The sequence below is a fragment of the Stenotrophomonas sp. YJH_SMC_91 genome (assembly GCF_059368495.1).
Window position 1 is genome coordinate 172,807 of the sequence record NZ_JCAFRT010000006.1, and the last position, 21,343, is coordinate 194,149.

At 66.0% G+C, this 21,343-nt stretch carries 18 protein-coding genes; 10 read left to right on the top strand and 8 right to left on the bottom strand.

All coding sequences use genetic code 11. The annotated features are described in order from the left end of the window. Positions 1-127: 127 nt before the first annotated feature. Positions 128-2,011 (top strand): ATP-binding cassette domain-containing protein, encoded by a 1,884-nt coding sequence (locus AC5P5X_RS10415; protein ID WP_005409272.1) that lies wholly within the window; start codon positions 128-130, stop codon positions 2,009-2,011. A gap of 182 nt (positions 2,012-2,193) precedes the next feature. Here the strand turns inward: AC5P5X_RS10415 and AC5P5X_RS10420 are convergent, their stop codons facing one another. Beyond that, positions 2,194-2,655, bottom strand: a complete 462-nt coding sequence (locus AC5P5X_RS10420) for a c-type cytochrome (protein ID WP_495215975.1) — start codon at positions 2,653-2,655, stop codon at positions 2,194-2,196. Between the two features lie 9 nt (positions 2,656-2,664). Next, positions 2,665-3,054, bottom strand: coding sequence for a c-type cytochrome (locus AC5P5X_RS10425; RefSeq protein ID WP_005413034.1), 390 nt, complete (start codon positions 3,052-3,054; stop codon positions 2,665-2,667). A 205-nt stretch (positions 3,055-3,259) separates the two neighbouring features. Between AC5P5X_RS10425 and AC5P5X_RS10430 the strand changes: the two genes are divergently transcribed. Genes AC5P5X_RS10430 through AC5P5X_RS10440 form a run of 3 tightly spaced genes read left to right on the top strand, consistent with a single transcriptional unit; the run spans position 3,260 to position 11,012 of the window. Continuing rightward, positions 3,260-4,411, top strand: a complete 1,152-nt coding sequence (locus AC5P5X_RS10430; protein WP_021204157.1) for an efflux RND transporter periplasmic adaptor subunit — start codon at positions 3,260-3,262, stop codon at positions 4,409-4,411. Beyond that, a complete protein-coding gene (locus AC5P5X_RS10435; RefSeq protein ID WP_181453860.1) occupies positions 4,408-7,929 on the top strand; it encodes an efflux RND transporter permease subunit in 3,522 nt (1,173 codons plus the stop codon). The genes AC5P5X_RS10430 and AC5P5X_RS10435 overlap by 4 nt, the downstream gene beginning before the upstream one ends. Beyond that, positions 7,926-11,012, top strand: coding sequence for an efflux RND transporter permease subunit (locus tag AC5P5X_RS10440; protein ID WP_111189187.1), 3,087 nt, complete (start codon positions 7,926-7,928; stop codon positions 11,010-11,012). The genes AC5P5X_RS10435 and AC5P5X_RS10440 overlap by 4 nt, the downstream gene beginning before the upstream one ends. A 140-nt stretch (positions 11,013-11,152) precedes the next feature. On the opposite strand, the gene AC5P5X_RS10445 is transcribed toward AC5P5X_RS10440, so the two are convergent. From AC5P5X_RS10445 to ykgO, 6 genes are all read right to left on the bottom strand, one after another. Then, entirely contained in the window at positions 11,153-12,373 is a 1,221-nt protein-coding gene (locus AC5P5X_RS10445; protein WP_005409278.1) for a TraB/GumN family protein, read from the bottom strand. A gap of 4 nt (positions 12,374-12,377) precedes the next feature. After that, positions 12,378-12,908, bottom strand: coding sequence for a GNAT family N-acetyltransferase (locus AC5P5X_RS10450; protein WP_005409279.1), 531 nt, complete (start codon positions 12,906-12,908; stop codon positions 12,378-12,380). A gap of 14 nt (positions 12,909-12,922) precedes the next feature. Next, positions 12,923-13,810 (bottom strand): carbon-nitrogen hydrolase, encoded by an 888-nt coding sequence (locus tag AC5P5X_RS10455; RefSeq protein ID WP_005409280.1) that lies wholly within the window; start codon positions 13,808-13,810, stop codon positions 12,923-12,925. A 161-nt stretch (positions 13,811-13,971) separates the two neighbouring features. Continuing rightward, on the bottom strand, positions 13,972-15,009 hold the full coding sequence (locus AC5P5X_RS10460; RefSeq protein ID WP_049397761.1) for an agmatine deiminase family protein: 1,038 nt from the start codon (positions 15,007-15,009) through the stop codon (positions 13,972-13,974). 39 nt (positions 15,010-15,048) lie between these two features. Then, positions 15,049-15,348: a hypothetical protein gene (locus tag AC5P5X_RS10465; RefSeq protein ID WP_227837998.1), complete on the bottom strand. Its 300-nt coding sequence runs from the start codon at positions 15,346-15,348 to the stop codon at positions 15,049-15,051. A 176-nt stretch (positions 15,349-15,524) separates the two neighbouring features. Next, the gene (ykgO, locus tag AC5P5X_RS10470; RefSeq protein ID WP_005409283.1) at positions 15,525-15,650 is read right to left on the bottom strand and encodes a type B 50S ribosomal protein L36; all 126 of its coding nucleotides are present in this window, start codon (positions 15,648-15,650) and stop codon (positions 15,525-15,527) included. A 197-nt stretch (positions 15,651-15,847) separates the two neighbouring features. Here ykgO and cmk point away from each other — a divergent pair, with 197 nt between their 5' ends. From cmk to AC5P5X_RS10500, 6 genes are all read left to right on the top strand, one after another. After that, entirely contained in the window at positions 15,848-16,525 is a 678-nt protein-coding gene (gene cmk, locus AC5P5X_RS10475) for a (d)CMP kinase (protein ID WP_111189188.1), read from the top strand. A 198-nt stretch (positions 16,526-16,723) separates the two neighbouring features. Then, the gene (rpsA, locus tag AC5P5X_RS10480; protein WP_005409285.1) at positions 16,724-18,409 is read left to right on the top strand and encodes a 30S ribosomal protein S1; all 1,686 of its coding nucleotides are present in this window, start codon (positions 16,724-16,726) and stop codon (positions 18,407-18,409) included. Positions 18,410-18,497: 88 nt separating this feature from the next. Beyond that, positions 18,498-18,803: an integration host factor subunit beta gene (locus AC5P5X_RS10485; RefSeq protein WP_005409286.1), complete on the top strand. Its 306-nt coding sequence runs from the start codon at positions 18,498-18,500 to the stop codon at positions 18,801-18,803. A 76-nt stretch (positions 18,804-18,879) separates the two neighbouring features. Further along, complete coding sequence (locus tag AC5P5X_RS10490) at positions 18,880-19,164, top strand: LapA family protein (RefSeq protein WP_495215976.1); 285 nt, start codon at positions 18,880-18,882, stop codon at positions 19,162-19,164. A 6-nt stretch (positions 19,165-19,170) separates the two neighbouring features. Continuing rightward, entirely contained in the window at positions 19,171-20,349 is a 1,179-nt protein-coding gene (gene lapB, locus AC5P5X_RS10495) for a lipopolysaccharide assembly protein LapB (protein ID WP_049428020.1), read from the top strand. A gap of 3 nt (positions 20,350-20,352) precedes the next feature. Continuing rightward, entirely contained in the window at positions 20,353-21,342 is a 990-nt protein-coding gene (locus AC5P5X_RS10500) for an MraY family glycosyltransferase (RefSeq protein WP_043035154.1), read from the top strand. Position 21,343 lies beyond the last annotated feature (1 nt).

Genomic DNA, 21,343 nt, shown 5'->3' on the forward strand with positions numbered 1-21,343 from the left:
ATGCCGCCCCGGCATCCCTCAGGAAACCGGCTTTTGACGTTGCCGTTGAAGTTGCCGGCCAGCGGCCGGCACTACCGCGGGTGCCGGGTGCAACCCGGCCGACGCCCCCAACCCGTACAATATCCGGATGCCTCTGATTACTCTGCAGAACGTCGACTTCAGCGTCGGCGGCCCGTTGTTGCTGGAAAAGGCCGAACTGTCGATCGAGCCGGGCGAACGCATCGCCCTGATCGGCCGCAACGGCGCCGGCAAATCCACCCTGCTCAAGCTGCTGTCCGGCGACCACAAGCCCGATGACGGCGAAGTCCGCGTGCAGCAGGGCGTGCGCGTCACCCGCCTGGAGCAGGAAGTGCCGCACGGCGCGGCCGGCTCGGTGTTCGACGTCGTCGCCGACGGCCTTGGCGAGCTGGGCCAGTGGCTGGCCGAATTCCACCACCTCAGCCATGCCGAAGTCTTCGATGGCGAAGCCCTCGGCAACGTGCAGGCCAAGATCGATGCCGCCAACGGCTGGGGCCTGGACCAGCGCGTCAGCGAAACCCTGACCAAGCTCGACCTGGATGGCGAGGCCGAGTTCGGCCGCCTGTCCGGCGGCATGAAGCGCCGCGTGCTGCTCGCCCGCGCGCTGGTGTCCAGCCCCGATGTGCTGCTGCTGGACGAACCGACCAACCACCTGGACATCGAGGCCATCGACTGGCTCGAAGCGTTCCTGAAGGGCTGGAGTGGCAGCGTGGTGTTCGTCACCCATGACCGTCGCTTCCTGCGTGCCCTGGCCACCCGCATCGTCGAGATCGACCGCGGCCAGGTCACCAGCTGGCCAGGCGACTGGGCCAACTACGAGCGCCGCCGCGAGGAACGCCTCAATGCGCAGGCGCAGGAGAACGCCCGCTTCGACAAGCTGCTGGCGCAGGAAGAAGTCTGGATCCGGCAGGGCATCAAGGCCCGTCGCACCCGCGATGAAGGCCGCGTGCGCCGCCTGAAGGCGATGCGCGTGGAGCGTTCGCAGCGCCGCGACCTCAGCGGCAACGTCAAGATGGAAGCCGCACAGGGCGTCAGTTCCGGCAAGAAGGTCATCGACGTCAAGGACATTTCGTTCGCCTTCGGCGAGCGCACCATGGTCCGCGATTTCACCACCACCATCATGCGCGGCGACCGCATCGGTCTGATCGGTCCCAACGGCAGCGGCAAGACCACGCTGCTCAAGCTGCTGCTGGGCGAACTGCAGCCGGCCAAGGGCGAAGTCAACGCCGGCACCAACCTGCAGATCGCGTATTTCGACCAGTACCGCGCGGTGCTGCGCGAAGACTGGAGCGCGATCGAGAACGTCGCCGAAGGCCGCGATTTCCTCGAATTCAACGGCAAGCGCAAGCATGTGCATGCCTATCTGCAGGACTTCATGTTCACCCCGGAGCGCGCGCGTGCGCCGATTACCCGCCTGTCCGGTGGCGAGCGCAACCGCCTGCTGCTGGCCAAGCTGTTCGCGCAGCCGTCCAACCTGCTGGTGATGGACGAACCGACCAACGACCTGGACGTGGAAACGCTGGAGCTGCTGGAAGAGCTGCTGGGCGAATACACCGGCACCCTGCTGCTGGTCAGCCATGACCGTGACTTCATCGACAACGTGGTGACCTCCACGCTGGTGATGGAAGGCGATGGCGTGATCGGCGAGTACGTAGGGGGCTACAGCGACTGGCAGCGTTATGCGGCCAGCATCGCAGCGCCTGCCGCGGCCCCTGCCGCCAAGCCGGCGGCCGCTGCGCCGGCCACCCCGGCTACCGCAGCTCCGGCCGCACCCAAGCGCAAGCTGGCCTACAAGGAAGCGCGCGAACTGGAGCAGCTGCCGAAGACCATCGAGAAGCTGGAAGGCGATGTCGAAGGCCTGACCTCGGCGATGAACGACCCGTCGTTCTACACCCGCAGCAGCGCCGAAGTGACCGCGCACACCCAGCAGCTGGCCAAGGTGCAGGCCGAACTGGATGCCGCTTACGCGCGCTGGGAAGAGCTGGAAGGCTGAGTATCGGTCGACGCCAGCAGTGCGCCGATTGATCGAGTCGGGAATCAGTAGATCCACGCCATGCGTGGATGGTGGCATCAGTGCGGACCAAGGTCCGCACCCACCGAAGCCGGTTACACCTCCGTACGGACCAACGGTCCGCACCCACCAATCAACGATCCGCACCCACCGGGGGCCTGCGGTCATTTGACCCCGTGCAGATCCCGCAGCTGGCTCGGCCGGCTGCCGAAATACGCCGCCAGATCGGCGATGTCCTGATCACTCAGGTCCTTCGCCTGTGGCGTCATCAACATGTGCTGGCGGTCACCGGCGCGGTAGGCCTGCAGCGCATGCGCCAGGTAGTCACCGTACTGCCCACCCAGCTTCGGATAGGTCGGATCGATCGGCGCATTGCCATCGGCCCCGTGGCAGTCGATGCAGCTCTGGTTGGTGGCCTTGCCCTTCACCTTGGCGCGGGCTTCAGCGGCGGCCTCGCGACCTGCAGGCAGGCCAGCCGAAGAAGAAGAGCCGTGTTCGCCACTGGCATGGCCCGGGTCGGCGGCGGATGTCTCGCTGTTTTCCACCTGCGACTGTGAACAGGCCGCCAGCAGCAGGGCAACGGACAGGGCGATGGCGTGACGCAGCGGATGCGCGGCTTTCGACATGGGCGGGCCTTACTTGACGGTGGACAGGTAAACAGAGAGATCGGCGATCTCCTGTTCGCTGAAACTCATCGACTGCGCCTGCATCGTCGGATGCCGGCGCTTGCCCTGGCGGTACTCGGTCAGGGCCTGGGCCAGGTACTGCTGGGTCTGGCCGCCGATCTTCGGCACCCGGTAGCTGGGGTAGGCGTTCTTGTAGCCGGTGATGCCGTGGCACCCCTGGCAGGTGTAGGCCAGCACGCGGCCATTGTCGAAGTTGCCGGTGGGCGCGGCAGGCGCCGGCGCGGCGGCAGGAGCCGGGGCCGGAGCGGGTGTGGCAGGAGCAGGAGCGGGCTGTGCGGCGGCCCCAAGGGGCAGGAGGACGGCCAGAGCGAGACAAGCGGCGAGCGGCTGCGGGCGCATGGTGTCGTTTCCGGGGATTCGGGTCTGGTCGTTCCGGCGTGGGGTACGGAACGCCCCGAGTATAGCCTCAGGTTTCATCTAGCTGAAATGGGGTCGGGCCGACCAGCGGCGTGAAGACACCATGACCTTTGGGATATGGTGTTGCCGTGAAGTGGTGAATTACTTTGCTACCACACCTGTCCACGCATCCTCCAGGGACCTGACGATGTCGCACCCAACCTTCCTGTCCGGCCGTCGCAGCGGAATCTGCGCTGCCGCACTGCTGATCTCCACCTCCCTGCTGCTGGGCGGTTGCGCCGCAGGGCCCAATTCCGAAGCCAAGGCCGCCGAGACCAAGGAGGAGAAGAAGGTCGATGCGGTCCCGGTCGAAGTGGCCGTGGCCAGCCATCGCGCGGTCGCGGCCAGTTACACAGGCACCGCCGCGCTGGAACCACGCGCCGAGTCGCAGGTGGTGGCCAAGACCTCCGGTGTGGCGCTGGCGGTGCTGGTCGAGGAAGGCCAGCGGGTCACCGCCGGCCAGCCGCTGGTGCGCCTGGACCCGGACCGCGCACGCTTGGCCGTAGCCCAGAGCGAAGCGCAGATGCGCAAGCTGGAAAACAACTACCAGCGTGCACAGAAACTGGTTGGCCAGCAGATGGTCAGTGCTGCCGATGTCGACCAGCTGCGCTTTGATCTGGAAAACGTCCGTGCGCAGTACCGTCTGGCGACGCTGGAGCTGTCCTACACCACCGTCGTGGCGCCGATTTCCGGCGTGATCGCATCGCGCTCGATCAAGACCGGCAACTTCGTGCAGATCAACACGCCGATCTTCCGCATCGTCGACAACTCGCGCCTGGAAGCCACCCTCAACGTGCCCGAACGCGAGCTGGCCACGCTGCGTGCCGGCCAGCCGGTGACGTTGGCCGCCGATGCGCTGCCGGGCCAGAGCTTCACCGGCACCGTCGATCGCATCGCGCCGGTGGTGGATTCGGGCAGTGGCACGTTTCGCGTGGTCAGCGCCTTCGATGGCGCCGCGCACGCGCTGCAGCCCGGCATGTTCGGGCGCATCCGCATCGATTACGACCAGCGTGCCGATGCGCTCGTGGTGCCGCGCCTGGCGCTGCTCGACGACGGTGAGCCGGCGGTGTTCCGGGTGCGCGAAGGCAAGGTCGCACGCGTTCCGGTCAAGCTGGGTTACGCCGAGGGCCCGTGGGTGGAGATCCGTGATGGCCTGGCGGCCGGTGATCAGGTGGTCACCGCCGGCAAGGTCGCGCTGCGCGACGGTACCGCGGTGCAGGTGATCGCCGATCCGAAGGCAAAGGCGAAGACGGTCGCAGCGGCCGCCAAGCCGGCAGACAAGGCCGGGAGCAAGCAATGACCGCCCCGGGCCACGACCACGGTGCCTCGCCGGCGAGCGATGGCGCCGCCGCCGGCATGCGCGGCGGCCTGGTGGAATTCGCCACCCGCCGCCGCGTGACCATCGCCATGTGCACGGTCACCCTGCTGCTGTTCGGCCTGATCGCGCTGGGCAACCTCAAGGTCAACCTGTTGCCCGACCTGAGCTACCCGACGCTGACCGTGCGCACCGAGTACACCGGTTCGGCGCCGACCGAAATCGAAACCCTGATCACCCAGCCGGTCGAAGAGGCCGTCGGCGTGGTCAAGAACCTGCGCAAGCTGAAGTCGGTCTCGCGCACCGGCCAGAGCGACGTGGTGCTGGAGTTCGCCTGGGGCACCAACATGGACCAGGCCAGCCTGGAGGTGCGTGACAAGATGGAAGCGCTGAACCTGCCACTGGAGGCCAAGGCCCCGGTGCTGCTGCGCTTCAATCCGTCCACCGAGCCGATCATGCGCCTGGTGCTGTCGAACAAGGTGGCGCCGACCAGCGATGCCGATGCGGTCCGCGAGCTGACCGGCCTGCGCCGCTATGCCGATGAAGACCTGAAGAAGAAGCTGGAGCCGGTTGCCGGCGTGGCAGCGGTCAAGGTCGGCGGTGGCCTGGAAGACGAGATCCAGGTCGACATCGACCAGCAGAAGCTGGCCCAGCTGAACCTGCCGATCGACACCGTCATCAAGCGCCTGAAGGACGAGAACATCAACATCTCCGGCGGTCGCCTGGAGGAGGGGTCGCAGCGCTTCCTGGTGCGTACCGTCAACCAGTTCGCCGACCTGGAGGAGATCCGCAACCTGCTGGTCACCACCCAGGGTTCGAACGGAAGTGCAGCCGACTCGGCATTGCAGCAGATGTTCAACATCGCCGCGTCGACCGGTTCGGCCGCAGCCATCGCGGCGGCTTCGGCGGCGCAGAGCGCATCGTCCGGTGGTGGCTCCAGCGTGGTCGCCAATGGCGTGCCGGTGCGCCTGAAGGACGTGGCCACCGTTCGCCAGGGTTACAAGGAACGCGAAGCGGTGATCCGCCTGGGCGGCAAGGAATCGGTTGAACTGGCCATCTACAAGGAAGGCGATGCCAACACCGTCTCCACCGCCGAAGCGCTGCGCAAGCGCCTGGAGCAGATCAAGGGCACGTTCCCGTCCGACGTCGAGATGACCACCATCGAGGACCAGTCGCGCTTCATCGAGCACGCCATCGCCGACGTCAAGAAGGATGCGGTGATCGGTGGCCTGCTGGCGATCCTGATCATCTTCCTGTTCCTGCGTGATGGCTGGAGCACGTTCGTGATCAGCCTGTCCTTGCCGGTCTCGATCATCGCCACGTTCTTCTTCATGGGCCAGCTCGGCCTCAGCTTGAACGTGATGTCGCTGGGCGGCCTGGCATTGGCCACCGGCCTGGTGGTGGACGACTCGATCGTGGTGCTGGAGAGCATCGCCAAGGCCCGCGAGCGTGGCCTGGGCATCCTGCAGGCAGCGATCGTCGGTACCCGCGAAGTGAGCATGGCGGTGGTCGCCTCGACCCTGACCACCATCGCCGTGTTCCTGCCGCTGGTGTTCGTCGATGGCATCGCCGGCCAGCTGTTCCGCGACCAGGCATTGACCGTGGCGATCGCCATCGCGATCTCGCTGCTGGTATCGATGACGCTGATTCCGATGCTGAGCTCGCTGAAGGGCCGGCCGCCGCTGGCATTCCCGGAAGAGGCGCCGAACGAACCGTGGCAGCCGCAGAACCGCTGGCAGAAGCCGGTGGCGCTGGGCCGTCGTGGTGCCGTCGCAACCGCGCGCTGGAGCTTCTATGCGCTGGCCTGGCTGGTCGTACGTGCGTGGCGGGGCGTCGTGGCCGTGGTCGGCCCGGTGATGCGCAAGGCCAGCGACCTGGCAATGAAGCCCTACGCCGGTGCCGAGCGTGGCTATCTGCGCCTGTTGCCGAGCGCGCTGGCCCATCCGGGCAAGGTGCTCGGCGTGGCCACGATCATCTTCGTGGCGACCATGGCGCTGGTGCCGATGCTCGGTGCCGACCTGATCCCGCAGCTGGCGCAGGACCGTTTCGAGATGACGGTGAAGCTGCCGGCCGGCACGCCGCTCAAGCAGACCGATGCGCTGGTGCGTGAGCTGCAGCTGGCCCACGGCAACGGCGAGGGCGTGGCCTCGCTGTACGGTATCAGTGGCAGCGGCACCCGCCTGGATGCCAGCCCGACCGAGAGCGGCGAGAACATCGGCAAGCTGACCGTGGTGATGGAAGGCGGTGGCAATGCACGCACTGAAGCCGAGATCACCGAGCGCCTGCGCGACAGCATGGGCCAGCATCCGGGGGCACAAGTCGACTTCGCGCGGCCGGCGTTGTTCAGCTTCTCCACGCCGCTGGAAATCGAGCTGCGCGGGCAGGACATGGCGACGTTGGAAGTGGCTGGCCAGCGCCTGGCGGCGATGCTGCGTGGCAATGCGCACTACGCCGACGTGAAGTCCACGGTGGAAGAGGGCTTCCCGGAAATCCAGATCCGCTTCGACCAGGAACGTGCCGGTGCGCTGGGCCTGACCACCCGCCAGATCGCCGACGTGGTGGTGAAGAAGGTGCGCGGCGACGTGGCTACCCGCTACAGCTTCCGCGACCGCAAGATCGACGTGCTGGTGCGTGCCCAGGAAGGCGACCGCGCCAGCGTGGAGAGCATCCGCCGGTTGATCGTCAATCCGGGCAGCACCCGGCCGGTCACGCTGGATGCGGTGGCCGACGTGGTTGCCACCACCGGCCCCAGCGAGATCCATCGCGCCGACCAGACCCGCGTTGCGGTGGTCTCGGCCAACCTGCGCGACATCGACCTCGGCGCGGCCATGCGCGAAGTGCAGCAGATGGTGGCCGAACAACCGCTGGGCGCGGGTGTCGGCCTGCACATCGGTGGCCAGGGCGAGGAACTGGCGCAGGCGGCGAAGTCGCTGATCTTCGCCTTCGGCCTGGCGATCTTCCTGGTCTACCTGGTGATGGCCTCGCAGTTCGAATCGCTGCTGCATCCGTTCGTGATCCTGTTCACCATCCCGCTGGCGCTGGTCGGCGCGATCCTGGCACTGATGCTGACCGGCAAGCCCATCTCGGTGGTGGTGTTCATCGGCCTGATCCTGCTGGTCGGCCTGGTCACCAAGAACGCGATCATCCTGATCGACAAGGTCAACCAGCTGCGCGAGGCCGGCGTGGCCAAGCACGAGGCCCTGGTGGAAGGTGCACGTTCGCGCCTGCGGCCGATCATCATGACCACGCTGTGCACGCTGTTCGGCTTCCTGCCGCTGGCGGTGGCGATGGGCGAGGGCGCCGAAGTACGCGCGCCGATGGCGATCACTGTGATCGGTGGCCTGCTGGTGTCGACCCTGCTGACCCTGCTGGTAATCCCGGTGGTCTACGACCTGATGGACCGCCGTGGTGACGCCTACTACCGCGAGCGTGGCCGCAAGCACGCCGGCGAGATCGAGCCGGGCGCAGCAGGCAGCGCGGCGGGTGCGGAGGAGCCGGCATGAGTGTTGCCGAGTTCTCCATCCGCCGGCCGGTCACCACCATCATGTGCTTCGTGTCACTGGTGGTGATCGGCCTGATCGCCTCGTTCCGGTTGCCGCTGGAAGCGTTGCCGGACATTTCCGCGCCCTTCCTGTTCGTGCAGATTCCGTACACCGGTTCAACCCCGGAGGAAGTGGAGCGGACCATCATCCGCCCGGTGGAGGAATCGCTGGCGACGATGACCGGCATCAAGCGCATGCGCTCGTCGGCCACCTCCGAGGCGGCGCTGATCTTCATCGAGTTCAGCGACTGGGACCGCGACATCGCCATCGCCGCCTCCGATGCACGCGAACGCATCGACGCGATCCGCAGCGATCTGCCCGACGACCTGCAGCGCTACAACGTGTTCAAGTGGTCCAGCAGCGACCAGCCGGTGCTGAAGGTGCGCCTGGCCAGCACCAGCGACCTGACCACCGCTTACGACATGCTCGACCGCGAGTTCAAGCGGCGCATCGAGCGTATCCCCGGCGTGGCCCGCGTCGACATTACCGGCGCGCCGCCGAACGAGGTGGAGATCGCCATTGATCCGAACCGGCTCAACGCGCATGGGCTGAGCATCAACGAGCTGAGTGACCGCCTGCGCACGCTGAACTTCTCGATCTCGGCCGGGCAGATCGACGACAACGGCCAGCGCGTGCGCGTGCAGCCGGTGGGCGAGATCACCGACCTGCAGGAAATGCGCGACCTGGTGATCAGCGCCAAGGGCCTGCGCCTGGGCGACATCGCCGACGTGCGCCTGAAGCCGGCGCGGATGAACTACGGGCGCCGCCTGGACGGCAACCCGGCGGTCGGGCTGGATATCTTCAAGGAGCGCAGTGCCAACCTGGTGGAGGTGTCGCGCGCGGCGCTGGCCGAGGTTGAAGCGATCCGTGCCGAAGCGTCGATGCGCGACGTCCAGATCAAGGTGATCGACAACCAGGGCAAGGCGGTGACCTCCTCGCTGCTGGAACTGGCCGAGGCCGGTGCGGTCGGCCTGATCCTGTCGATCACGGTGCTGTTCTTCTTCCTGCGCCATTGGCCGTCCACGCTGATGGTGACCCTGGCCATTCCGATCTGCTTCACCATCACCCTGGGTTTCATGTACTTCGTCGGGGTGACGCTGAACATCCTGACCATGATGGGCCTGCTGTTGGCGGTGGGCATGCTGGTCGACAACGCCGTGGTGGTGGTGGAGAGCATCTACCAGGAGCGCGAGCGCATGCCGGGACAGCCGCGCCTGGCCTCGATCATCGGCACCCGCAACGTGGCCATCGCGCTCAGCGCTGGCACCTTGTGCCACTGCATCGTGTTCGTGCCGAACCTGTTTGGCGAGACCAACAACATCAGCATCTTCATGGCGCAGATCGCGATCACCATCTCGGTCTCGCTGCTGGCGTCGTGGCTGGTCGCGGTCAGCCTGATCCCGATGCTGTCCGCGCGCATGGCCACGCCCAAGCTGGTGCACTCGCAGACCGGCCTGATCGCGCGGCTGCAGCGCCGCTACGCCAGGCTGCTGGACTGGTCGCTGCACCATCGCGGCTGGAGCCTGCTCGGCATCGTGCTGGTGGTGCTGGTCAGCCTGGTGCCGATGAAGCTGACCAAGGTCGACATGTTCGGTGGGGATGGCGGCAAGGACATCTTCATCGGCTACATGTGGAAGGGCGCCTACACCTATCGGCAGATGTCCGAGGAAGTCGCGCGCGTGGAGAACTGGATCGACGCCAACCGCGAGCGCCTGCACGTCAAGCAGGTGTACTCCTGGTACAGCGAGCAGGAAGGCAGCTCGACCGTGGTCACCCTGGACGAGAAGTACGCCAAGGACATCAAGGCGCTGCAGGAAGAGCTGCGCAAGGGCCTGCCGAAGTCGGCCCGCACCGACTACTTCGTTGGCAACCAGGGCGGTGATGGCGGCGGTGGCGGCAACCAGGGAGTGCAGGTGCAGCTGGTGGGCGACTCCAGTTCGATGCTGCAGGAGATCGGCCAGGAAGTGGTGCCGCTGCTGGCCCAGCGTGCCGAGCTGCGCGACGTGCGCATCGACAACGGCGAGAAGGGCGGCGAGCTGAAGGTGCGCGTCGACCGTGAGCGTGCCGCCGCATTCGGCTTCAATGCCGAGCAGGTCGCCAGCTTCGTCGGCCTGGCCCTGCGCGGTGCGCCGATGCGCGAGTTCCGCCGCGGCGACAATGAAGTACCGGTATGGGTGCGCTTCGCTGGCGCCGAGCAGAGCAGCCCGGAAGACCTGGCCGGCTTCAGCGTGCGCACCGGCGACGGTCGCAGCGTGCCACTGCTGAGCCTGGTCACCGTTGACGTCGGTTCATCGGCGACCCAGATCGGTCGTACCAACCGCCAGACCACGCTGACCATCAAGGCTAACCTGGCCGAGAAGGTCACCGCGCCGGATGGCCGCAAGGCGATGGAGTCCGTGCTCAAGCCGATGAATTTCCCGGCCGGCTATGGCTTCACCTTCGATGGCGGCGACTACGGCAACGACGACGAAGCGATGCAGCAGATGGTGTTCAACCTGCTGATCGCGCTGGTGATGATCTACGTGGTGATGGCGGCGGTGTTCGAGTCGCTGCTGTTCCCGGCGGCGATCATGAGCGGCGTGCTGTTCTCGATCTTCGGTGTGTTCTGGCTGTTCTGGATCACCGGCACCTCGTTCGGGATCATGTCCTTCATCGGCATCCTGGTGCTGATGGGCGTGGTGGTGAACAACGGCATCGTGATGATCGAGCACATCAACAACCTGCGGCGCGGCGGCATGGGACGCACGCAGGCGCTGGTGGAGGGCTCACGCGAGCGATTGCGCCCGATCATGATGACGATGGGCACGGCGATCCTGGCGATGGTGCCGATCTCGCTGACCAACACGCAGATGTTCGGCAACGGCCCGGAGTACGCGCCGATGGCGCGCGCGATTGCCGGCGGCCTGGCGTTCTCCACGGTGGTCAGCCTGCTGTTCCTGCCGACCATCTATGCGGTGCTGGATGACCTGCGCAATGCCGTGACGCGGTTGATCCGCCGCGCGCGTGGAGTGGAAATGGTAGAGCCGGGCGCTGCCCGGCTGTAATGCACATCAACGTGTTGTGGTGTGGGGGAGGCCGGTCGTAGTGGGGCGGCCTCCCCCTTTTTCTGCCGGGCATGGCGTGCCAACCAAGGTTGGCACCTTCCAGAGCGCAGTCGAGCTTGGCTCGACGCTACACGGAACAATCAACCCGCCACCTTGCCCCACACCTTGAAGGTGGTCAGCCACAGGCCGAGCATGCTGCCGATGTTGGTCAGCATGAACGTCAGCACCACGCGCGTGACCCGATTGCGGTACCAGCCCTTCAGGCTCTGCGCGTCGTCGCGCAGCTTCAGGAAGTCTTCGTACGCCGGCTTGCGCAGGCGCGCTTCAACCAGCGCCGAGAATGCGCCGGTCGGGATGCTCAGGCGGAACGGCTTGAACGGGGCCACCGCGATCGCGGTGAGGATGCTCAGCGGGTGACCGCCTGCCAGCAGGCAGCCCAGGCCCGCCAGGCCGCCGGTATACATCGCCCAGGTCGCCAGCAGTTCGGTCCCCACGCCCAGACCACCGCGGTAGAAGCCCACGCCGATGCCGGTCGCCACGATGGCCAGGATGCCCAGCGTGAACCACGGAATGTTGCGCTTCTTCGGCACCGCCTCCAGCTCGGCGCGCAGCGGTGCCGGTGCCTCGGTGTCGGTTTCCAGGTAACGCGCCAGGCCTGCCAGATGACCCGCACCGACAACCGCCAGCACTTCACGCTGCTGCGGGTTGTGTTCCTCGCGCAGGCGCGTGGCCATGTAGCGGTCGCGCTCGCCGATGATGGTCTCGTACAGTGCCGGGCTCTCGCTGGCAAACTCGCCGAAGCTCGATTCCAGCATGTCGCCCTGCTTGAGCTTCTCGATCTCGTTCTCGCCCACTTCCTCGGACGAGAACAGGCCGGCGCCGAGACCGGCAACCAGCTTCAGCTTGCCGAAGAAGCCCAACCGCTGCGAGGCGCGGCGGAAGGTCAGGCCGACCTCGCGGTCGATCAGGTGCACCGGCAGGTCGCGTTCGCGCGCCAGTTCCACCGCGCGCTTCAGTTCCGCGCCCGGCTCGATGTCGAGCTGTTCGGCCAGGCGGCGCTGGTAGGCGGACAGGGCCAGGTTGGCGGCGAACAGGGCGACGCGGCCCTTGCGGATCACCTCGACCAGGTCGAGCTTGGCCAGCGTGTCCGGGTCGCTCAGCGCCTGCAGGCGCTGCGGGTCCAGTTCAACGGCCACGGCGTCGAAGCGACCGCTGTCGATGGCTTTCTCCACCGCCTCGACGCTGGCGCGTGAGACATGGGCAGTGCCCAGCAGGGTGTAGCGCACGCCGTCGCGTTCAACAACGCGTACCGGCTGGCCGGCGAACAGGTCGTCGCCGGTCTCGGGAAGGGTTTCGGTCATGGGTTCATTCATTGGAAGGTGCAGTGTCGGCGCCATCGCCGAGTGCGCGCTGCATCTGCACGGTATCCAGCCAGCGGCCATGCTTGCGGCCGAGGCCACGGAACACGCCGACCAGCTCGAAGCCGAAGCGTTCGTGCAGCTTGATTGAAGCGGTATTGGTCGGTTCGCCGATCACCGCCACCATCTGCCGGTAGCCACGCGCCACGCAGGCGTCGATCAACGCCTGCAGCAGGCCGGTGCCAACGCCCTTGCCCTGGAACGCAGCATCGACGTAGACCGAGTTTTCCACGGTCCACTGGTAGGCAACGCGGGTGCGGTAGGTGTTGGCGTAGGCATAGCCGGCCACCTGGCCGTCAATCTCGGCGACCAGGTAGGGGAAGCCGCGGTCGATGATGTCGCGCATGCGGCGCAGCATCTCGGACGCGTCCGGGATGTCGTACTCGTAAGTGTTGACGAAGTCGGTCACTTCCACCGCGTAGATCGCGGTGATCGCGGCGATGTCGGCCGGGCCGGCATCACGGATGAGGACGGCCATGCGCGGGCTCCGGCTCAGTCGATGTAGCGCTTGAGCAGGTCGCCGTAGGCATCGATGCGGCGGTCGCGCAGGAACGGCCAGATGCGGCGCACATGCTCGCTGCGCTGCAGGTCGACATCGCACAGCAGAACCGTGGCATCGGTGCCGGCTTCGGCCAGGAATTCGCCCTGCGGGCCCAGCACGTGGCTGTTGCCCCAGAACTGGATGCCGGAGGCGCCCAGCGGCGAGGCCTCGTGGCCGACGCGGTTGCAGCTCAGCACCGGCAGGCCGTTGGCCACGGCGTGGCCGCGGTGGCTCAGCACCCAGGCGTCGCGCTGGCGGGTCTTCTCGTCCTGCACGTCGTCCGGGTCCCAGCCGATCGCGGTCGGGTAGAGCAGCAGTTCGGCACCGGCCAGCGCCATCAGGCGCGCCGCTTCCGGGTACCACTGGTCCCAGCACACCAGCACGCCAAGGCGACCCACCGAGGTATCGATCGGCTTGAAGCCGATGTCGCCCGGGGTGAAGTAGAACTTCTCGTAGAAGCCCGGATCGTCCGGAATATGCATCTTGCGGTACTTGCCCAGCAGCGTACCGTCCTTTTCGAACACCACGGCGGTGTTGTGGTACAGGCCGGCAGCGCGGCGTTCGAACAGCGAGCCGACCAGCACCACGCCATGCTTCTTCGCCAGTGCGCCCAGGCGCTCGGTGCTGGGGCCCGGAATCGGCTCGGCCAGGTCGAATTCGTCCACCGATTCGTGCTGGCAGAAGTACGGACCGTTATGCAGTTCCTGCAGCAGCACCAGCTTGGCACCCTGCGCAGCCGCCTCGGCCACGCGTGCTTCGATCACCGCCAGGTTGGCGGCGGCATCACCGTGGTTGCGCTCCTGGATCAGGGCGACGGTAAGGGGGCTGCGCGAGTTCATGCGGGGCGTTCCTGCGGGGGAAAACCAGCATGTTAGCGCGGATGGACGGCGACGGCGTGTCGCGCGCTGAATGGGTGCGATCGGTAGTGCCGGCCGCGGGCCGGCAATCCCGTGGATCCATCAGGCAGTGCGGGGTTGCCGGCCAGCGGCCGGCACTACCGTCATGCCTTCAACAGCCCTTCCGGCAGCTGCATGGTGATGCAGTGCAGGCTGCCGTTCTGCCAGATCAGCGAGCGGCAGGGCACCTGCACGATCTCGCGGCCCGGGTGCGCCTGGGCCAGCACATCGCGGGCCAGGTCGTCGGCCGGGTCGCCATAGGCCGGCATCAGCACCGCACCATTGACGATCAGGTAGTTGGCGTATGACGCAGCCAGGCGGCGGCCTTCGTCGATCACCGGCTGTGCCCACGGCAGCGGGAACAGGCGGTACGGCTGGCCATCCTTGGTGCGCAGTGCGGCCAGCTCGTTGCCCATCGCCTGCAGTTCGGCGAAGTGCGAGTCGCTCTCGTCGTCACAGGCCTGGTAGACGATGCTGTCGGCCGAGGCGAAGCGGGCGAGGGTGTCGATGTGCGCGTCGGTGTCGTCGCCTTCCAGGTAGCCGTGGTCCAGCCACAGCACGCGGTCCTGCTGCAGCCAGTCGGCCAGGTCGGCACTCAGGCTGGCGCGGTCGCGGTCCGGATGGCGCTCGTGCAGGCACTTCCAGGTGGTCAGCAGGGTGCCTTCGCCATCGGTCTCGATGCCGCCGCCTTCCAGCGCGAACGGGATGCTGCGCACCGGCGCGTCGTTGAACACGCCGGCGTGGTCCAGCACGCCCACCAGCTGGTCATCCAGGGTGGCGTCGAACTTGCCGCCCCAGCCGGTGAAGCGGAAATCCAGCAGCTGGAAACCGCCGTCGGCACGGCGCAGGGTGATCGGGCCGGAGTCGCGCAGCCAGGTATCGTCGTAGGCGGCCGTGGTGAAGTGGACCTTGTCCATGTCGATGCGGTTGGAGCGCAGCCGCATCTCGGCATAGGTCTCCACATCGTCGTCGGCCACGCAGATCAGCACCGGCTGGAAGCGGGTGATGGCCGCGACCAGGGCGATGTAGGTCTCTTCCACCTGGCCCAGGCGATCGGCCCAGTCGGTGTCGGCGGTGGGCCAGGCAATCAGGACGCCGCTCTGGGCTTCCCACTCGGCAGGAAAACGAAGGGTCTGGTTCATGGTCTCGCTACACAGGCCCGCCCACGGCGGGTAAAGGGATCAACGGATCGGCGGTTTCGGGCCGATTTCGTTCGGGTCCGCCTGGTTGGCTACCACGTCGATCACCTTCTGCTTCTCGAAGTAGACGGTGAACTGTGGGTACACCCAGCGGTTGATGGTCGGCCATTGCCGCTTCTGCCCACCACGCGGCTGCAGCTGTTCGCTCGGCGCGCCGAACTGCGCCTGTACCTGCTGCATGCTCTGGCCGCGCACGGGCAGGGCACCGGCCGGCTTCTCGCGGGCGCGGTCGACAAGCAGGGTATCGGCCAGCGCCGGTGTGGCGGCGGCCAGGGTGGCCATCACGGCCAGGGCGGACAGGTAACGCTTCATCTCGATCTACTCCCCAGTGGTCAAGAAAGGCGATTACAGCAAAATCAGCAGGAAAAAGCCGCATAAACAAAAAACCGCCCGAAGGCGGTTTCTTGCATCGGGTCGGCCCCGCGTAGGGCCAGCCGCAGCCGTGAAGGCTGTTGGGCTTAGCGCTGACGCGCCTTGAAACGCGGGTTCGACTTGCAGATGACGAAGATCTTGCCGCGACGACGGACGACCTTGCAGTCGCGGTGACGGGCCTTCGCCGACTTCAGGGAGGACAGGACTTTCATGGCATACCTCGGCGTAAACAGTAGTTGTTCGGGTGGAGCGTGGCCGCGATATGCGAAAGACAATCGGCAGTTGACGCTCGTTCAAGCCCGCCATTCTACCGGGCTTTTCCTCGTGGTTTCAAGTGGTTGCACAAAAGATCCCGCTGGGGGTGTCTGGCAGGGGCTAGAATGGCCCCTTCACACGCTCTGGGAACCCCATGAATCCACTCGCTCCCGTCCTGACCATCGACGGCCCTTCCGGGGCCGGCAAGGGTACCATCAGCCGCATCATCGCGCGCCGGATGGGCTGGCATTACCTGGATTCGGGTGCGCTGTACCGCGCGGTGGGCGTGGCCGCGAGCTGGGCCGACATCGACACCTCTGACGCCTCGGCGCTGGTGCGCTGCACCTTCGACACCCATGTTCAGTTTGTTGAACAGGGCGAGTCGATGCGGGTCATGGTCAACGGCACCGATGCCACCGACGAGCTGCGCCTGGAGACCACCGGCGCGCTGGCTTCTGCCATCGCCGCCATTCCCGAGGTGCGCGCCGCGCTGAAGGAGCGCCAGCGCGCATTCAGGGAGCTGCCCGGCCTGGTCGCCGATGGCCGCGACATGGGCACGGTGATCTTCAAGGACGCCCCCTACAAGGTCTTCCTGACCGCCAGTGCCGAGGAGCGCGCCGAGCGCCGGCATAAGCAGTTGAAAGACAAGGGGGTTTCTGTTAACTTTGATGACCTCCTGCGCGAGATCATGGCCCGCGACGCCCGTGATGCCCAGCGTACCGTGGCGCCCCTGAAGCCGGCAGACGCTGCTGTCCTCATCGACACCACAGGCATCGGCATCGATGATGTCGTTGCCCGAGTGATGGATCTGCTTCCGGTTCCGGCTGCCTGATCCGTTCGCGCGGGAGCACTGCCAGTTGCATCGGTGGTGGTCGCGCAAAGCAGTGCTGTACCAGCTCCGTCGCGCAATGATGCGTGGCGGTTTTCCTACTACACACGACCTGCGTTTCCGGGGTCGACCAACAGGCGGGCGGTCGCCATTCCCCTGAAGGGGACGCCACCGACCCATGTGTCCAACAGAGTAAATCTAATGACCGAATCATTTGCCGAACTGTTTGAAGCCAGCCAGGCCAACCTGGCCAAGCTGAAGCCGGGCGCCATCGTCAGCGGTACCGTTGTTGAAGTCCGCGGCGACGTCGTGGTGATCAACGCTGGCCTGAAGTCCGAAGGCATCGTGCCGATCGAACAGTTCCGTAACGACGCTGGCGAAATCGACGTCGCCGAAGGCGACATCGTCAAGGTCGCCCTCGACTCGATCGAGAACGGCTTCGGCGAAACCGTCCTGTCGCGCGAGAAGGCCAAGCGCGCGATGGTGTGGGACGAGCTGGAAGAAGCGTTGGAAAAGAACGAAACCATCACCGGCCGCATCAGCGGCAAGGTCAAGGGTGGTTTCACCGTGGACATCAAGGATGTCCGCGCCTTCCTGCCGGGTTCCCTGGTCGATGTGCGCCCGGTGCGCGATCCGGCCTACCTGGAAGGCAAGGAACTCGAGTTCAAGCTCATCAAGCTGGACCGCAAGCGTAACAACGTCGTGGTCTCGCGCCGCGCTGTCGTCGAAAGCGAGCACTCGGAAGAGCGCGAGCAGCTGATGGACAAGCTGCAGGAAGGCGCGATCCTGAAGGGTGTCGTCAAGAACCTGACCGATTACGGCGCGTTCGTGGACCTGGGCGGCATCGACGGCCTGCTGCACATCACCGACATGGCGTGGAAGCGTGTGCGTCACCCGTCGGAAGTCGTGAACGTCGGCGACGAGCTGGACGTCCGCGTGCTGAAGTTCGACCGCGAGCGCAACCGCGTTTCGCTGGGCCTGAAGCAGCTGGGCGAGGATCCGTGGGACAACATCGGCCGTCGTTACCCGGCCAACAGCCGCGTCTTCGGCAAGGTCTCCAACGTCACCGATTACGGTGCGTTCGTTGAGATCGAGCCGGGCGTCGAAGGCCTGGTGCACGTCTCCGAGATGGATTGGACCAACAAGAACGTCAACCCGTCCAAGGTTGTGCAGGTTGGTGATGAAGTCGAAGTGATGGTGCTGGACGTCGATGAAGAGCGTCGCCGTATCTCGCTGGGCATGAAGCAGGTTGCCGCCAATCCGTGGGAAACCTTCGCTGCCACCCACAAGAAGGGTGACAAGGTGTCGGGCCAGATCAAGTCGATCACCGACTTCGGCATCTTCATCGGCCTGGACGGCGGCATCGACGGCCTGGTCCACCTGTCCGACATCAGCTGGAACACCACCGGCGAAGACGTCGTTCGCAACTTCAAGAAGGGCGATACCCTGGACGCCGTCGTCCTGGCTGTCGATCCGGAGCGCGAGCGCATCTCCCTGGGCGTGAAGCAGCTGGAGCAGGATCCGTTCGGGCAGTACATGGCTGCCAATCCGAAGGGCTCCAAGGTCGAAGGCGTGGTGAAGGAAGTCGACGCCAAGGGCGCGATCATCGAGCTGGCTGACGGCATCGAGGGTTACGTTTCGGCTCGCGACATCGCCAACGAGCGCGTTGACGACGCCACCCAGCACCTGAAGGTCGGCGACAAGATCGAAGCCAAGTTCGTGGGCATGGACCGCAAGGGCCGCACCCTGCAGCTGTCGATCAAGGCCAAGGACGACGCGGAAATGCGCGAAGTGCTGGAGGAATACCAGTCCTCTTCGGCTTCCAGCGGCACCACCCAGCTGGGCGCGCTGCTGCGTGCACAGCTGAACGGCAACAAGTCCGAGTAATCGGCCTTACGCTGTTTGTTGTTTCCTGGACGGCCCGGGCTTCTGCCCGGGCCGTTTCAGGCTGAGATGCCCCTGATGTGAGCCGGTAATGACCAAATCCGAACTGATCGAAATCCTTGCGCGCCGCCAGGCGCACCTGAAGGCCGATGATGTCGATCTGGCGGTGAAGTCGTTGCTGGAAATGATGGGCGGATCGCTGTCCGCCGGGGATCGCATCGAAATCCGTGGTTTTGGCAGCTTCTCGCTGCACTATCGTCCGCCGCGCCTGGGTCGCAACCCGAAGACCGGCGAATCGGTTGCCCTGCCGGGCAAGCACGTCCCCCATTTCAAGCCGGGCAAGGAACTGCGCGAGCGGGTCAGCAGTGTGCTGCCGCTGGACGCCGATCCGGCCTGAGCCTCCGTCGCGCCACCGCGTGCGAATCCAGCCGCGGGTCGGATAAGCTACGGACTCCTGCCACTGGAGCTGTCGCATGAAGGTCTCTCGTCTGCTGGTCCTGCTGGCGGTCCTGATCCTTGGGCTGATCATTGGTGCGGTCAACATGACCGCGATGTCGATCAACCTGCTGTTTACCCAGTTGAATACCTCTGTCGGCGTGGCGCTGATCGCGGCCCTGCTGATCGGTGTCATCGTCGGTGCCGGCCTGGTACTGGTGAGCGTGGTCATTCCGCTCTACGGTCAGCTGCGCCGTGCCAACAAGTCCGTGGCGGCAACGCCGGCCGCGGGTGTTTCCCCCCAATCTTTTGATGGACGCTGATCGAAGATGGATTTCGTCACCGAGTGGCTGTGGTTTTTCCTGTTCGTTCCGCTGGCCGCACTGGCCGGGTGGGTGATCGGCCGGCGTGGTGGCCAGCGCCACGGTGACAACCAGGTCAGCCGCCTGTCCAGCACCTACTTCCGTGGTCTGAACTACCTGCTCAACGAGCAGCCGGACAAGGCCATCGAACTGTTCCTGCACATCGCCGAGCTGGACAAGGAAACCTTCGAGACCCAGGTCGCGCTGGGCCACCTGTTCCGCCGCCGCGGTGAAGTCGACCGCGCCATCCGCCTGCACCAGGGGCTGGTCAACCGCCACGACCTGAGCGACGCGCAGCGCGTGCAGGCCCTGCTGGCGCTGGGCGAGGACTACATGAAGTCCGGCCTGCTGGACCGCGCAGAGACCGTGTTCACCGAGCTGGCACAGCTCGACCAGCGCGCCCCGCAGGCGCTCAAGCACCTGATCGGCATCTATCAGGCCGAGCGTGACTGGGAAAAGGCGATCGACAACGCCACCCGCTTCGAAGACGTCACCGGCGAGCCGATGGGCAAGCTGATCGGGCAGTTCGAATGCGAACTGGCTGAACGCTTCCGCGGTGCCGGCAAGCTGGAAGAGGCGAGGGCGGCGATCGCCCGCGCCTACCAGGCCGACGCCATGTCGGTGCGCGCCGGCATCATCGAAGGTCGCCTCGAGACGGATGCGGGCAACGCTGAAGCCGCGGTGCGTGCATTCGAACGTGCCGCGCGCAACGACCCCGAGTACCTGCCCGAGCTGCTGCCGGCGTTGATGGAAAACTATCGCAAGGTCGGCGACCTGGGCGGCGCACGTGCGTTCCTGTCGGAAATGACCGAGCACTACCGTGGCATCGCCCCGGTGCTGGCCCTGACCCGGCTGATGGAAGAGCAGGAGGGCGTGGCTCCGGCCCGAGCCTACCTTGGCCGCCAGCTCAAGGATCGTCCGTCGGTGCGTGGCGAATCGGCGCTGATCGACCTGACCCTGGCCGAGGGCGCCGATTCCACAGCGACCCTGCATGACCTCAAGCACATCACCGACCAGCTGCTGGTGCGCAATCCCGCTTATCGCTGCACCCGTTGCGGGTTCGGTGCACGTACCCACCATTGGCAGTGCCCGAGCTGCAAGGAATGGGGCACGGTCAAGCCACTGCTGAACTACGCGGTGCTCTGATCCATGCCGTGGCTCGTGATGGGCGCGCTGCTGGGGCTGGCCCTGCTGAGTGCGGGCTTGACCTGGGCGGCACGGGGTTATGCCCTGCGCCAGCAACTGCTGGACCAGCCCGGCGAGCGTCGCAGCCATAGCGTGGCAACGCCGCGCGGTGGTGGCATCGCCATCGTCATCAGCCTGCTGGTCACCGCCGGTGCAGCGATGTGGGTCTGGCCTGAATCGACACCGAGCCTGCTGGTGGCCAGCGTGGGCCTGGTGCTGGTGGCGGGCATCGGCTGGTGGGACGACCACCGGCCGTTGCCGGCCATGCGCCGCCTGCTGGTGCACTTCATTGCCGCCGCGCTGCTGGCCGCCCTGGTCAAGGTGCATGGTGGAAGCTGGTTGCTGGCCGGGCTGGTGCTGGTATTCACCGCCTCGTTGATCAACATCTGGAACTTCATGGATGGCATCAACGGTATTGCCGCCAGCCAGGCCATTGTTGTTGCGCTGGGCCTGGCGCCGGTGCTGCCCTGGCCGTATTCGCTGGCCGCGGTGGCGCTGGGCCTGGCCTGCCTGGGCTTCCTGCCGTTCAATTTCCCGCGGGCCCGGATCTTCATGGGTGATGTCGGAAGTGGCGCGCTGGGCTATGCAGTCGCCGTCGTCCTGGCCATCGCTGCGGTGCGTACCGATATCAACTGGATCCTGCTGCTGGTGCCGGCTTCGGCGTTCCTCGTGGACGCGGGCTTCACACTGGCGGCGCGCATCATCTCCGGACAACGCTGGATGGAACCCCATACCCAGCACGTCTACCAGCGGGCGGTGCAGGCAGGAGCCAGCCACGCCCAGGTGACAGGGATGTACTTTGCTTTGGGTCTGTTCAGTATTACAGTGCTTAATGTCTGCTCCAATTTGCAGCCGAGGTGGGAGGCTGTCCTGGCGGTCGCGTGGTTTCTCGCGCTGAGCGTCCTCTGGATCCTCCTGCGCAATGGATTGCGTCACCGACAAGGAAATACCTGAC

Coding starts and splice junctions, on each gene's coding strand:
- AC5P5X_RS10415 (WP_005409272.1), top strand. CDS start 128: ATGCCTCTGATTACTCTGCAGAACGTCGACTTCAGCGTCGGCGGCCCG.
- AC5P5X_RS10420 (WP_495215975.1), bottom strand. CDS start 2,655: ATGTCGAAAGCCGCGCATCCGCTGCGTCACGCCATCGCCCTGTCCGTT.
- AC5P5X_RS10425 (WP_005413034.1), bottom strand. CDS start 3,054: ATGCGCCCGCAGCCGCTCGCCGCTTGTCTCGCTCTGGCCGTCCTCCTG.
- AC5P5X_RS10430 (WP_021204157.1), top strand. CDS start 3,260: ATGTCGCACCCAACCTTCCTGTCCGGCCGTCGCAGCGGAATCTGCGCT.
- AC5P5X_RS10435 (WP_181453860.1), top strand. CDS start 4,408: ATGACCGCCCCGGGCCACGACCACGGTGCCTCGCCGGCGAGCGATGGC.
- AC5P5X_RS10440 (WP_111189187.1), top strand. CDS start 7,926: ATGAGTGTTGCCGAGTTCTCCATCCGCCGGCCGGTCACCACCATCATG.
- AC5P5X_RS10445 (WP_005409278.1), bottom strand. CDS start 12,373: ATGACCGAAACCCTTCCCGAGACCGGCGACGACCTGTTCGCCGGCCAG.
- AC5P5X_RS10450 (WP_005409279.1), bottom strand. CDS start 12,908: ATGGCCGTCCTCATCCGTGATGCCGGCCCGGCCGACATCGCCGCGATC.
- AC5P5X_RS10455 (WP_005409280.1), bottom strand. CDS start 13,810: ATGAACTCGCGCAGCCCCCTTACCGTCGCCCTGATCCAGGAGCGCAAC.
- AC5P5X_RS10460 (WP_049397761.1), bottom strand. CDS start 15,009: ATGAACCAGACCCTTCGTTTTCCTGCCGAGTGGGAAGCCCAGAGCGGC.
- AC5P5X_RS10465 (WP_227837998.1), bottom strand. CDS start 15,348: ATGGCCACCCTGGCCGCCGCCACACCGGCGCTGGCCGATACCCTGCTT.
- ykgO (WP_005409283.1), bottom strand. CDS start 15,650: ATGAAAGTCCTGTCCTCCCTGAAGTCGGCGAAGGCCCGTCACCGCGAC.
- cmk (WP_111189188.1), top strand. CDS start 15,848: ATGAATCCACTCGCTCCCGTCCTGACCATCGACGGCCCTTCCGGGGCC.
- rpsA (WP_005409285.1), top strand. CDS start 16,724: ATGACCGAATCATTTGCCGAACTGTTTGAAGCCAGCCAGGCCAACCTG.
- AC5P5X_RS10485 (WP_005409286.1), top strand. CDS start 18,498: ATGACCAAATCCGAACTGATCGAAATCCTTGCGCGCCGCCAGGCGCAC.
- AC5P5X_RS10490 (WP_495215976.1), top strand. CDS start 18,880: ATGAAGGTCTCTCGTCTGCTGGTCCTGCTGGCGGTCCTGATCCTTGGG.
- lapB (WP_049428020.1), top strand. CDS start 19,171: ATGGATTTCGTCACCGAGTGGCTGTGGTTTTTCCTGTTCGTTCCGCTG.
- AC5P5X_RS10500 (WP_043035154.1), top strand. CDS start 20,353: ATGCCGTGGCTCGTGATGGGCGCGCTGCTGGGGCTGGCCCTGCTGAGT.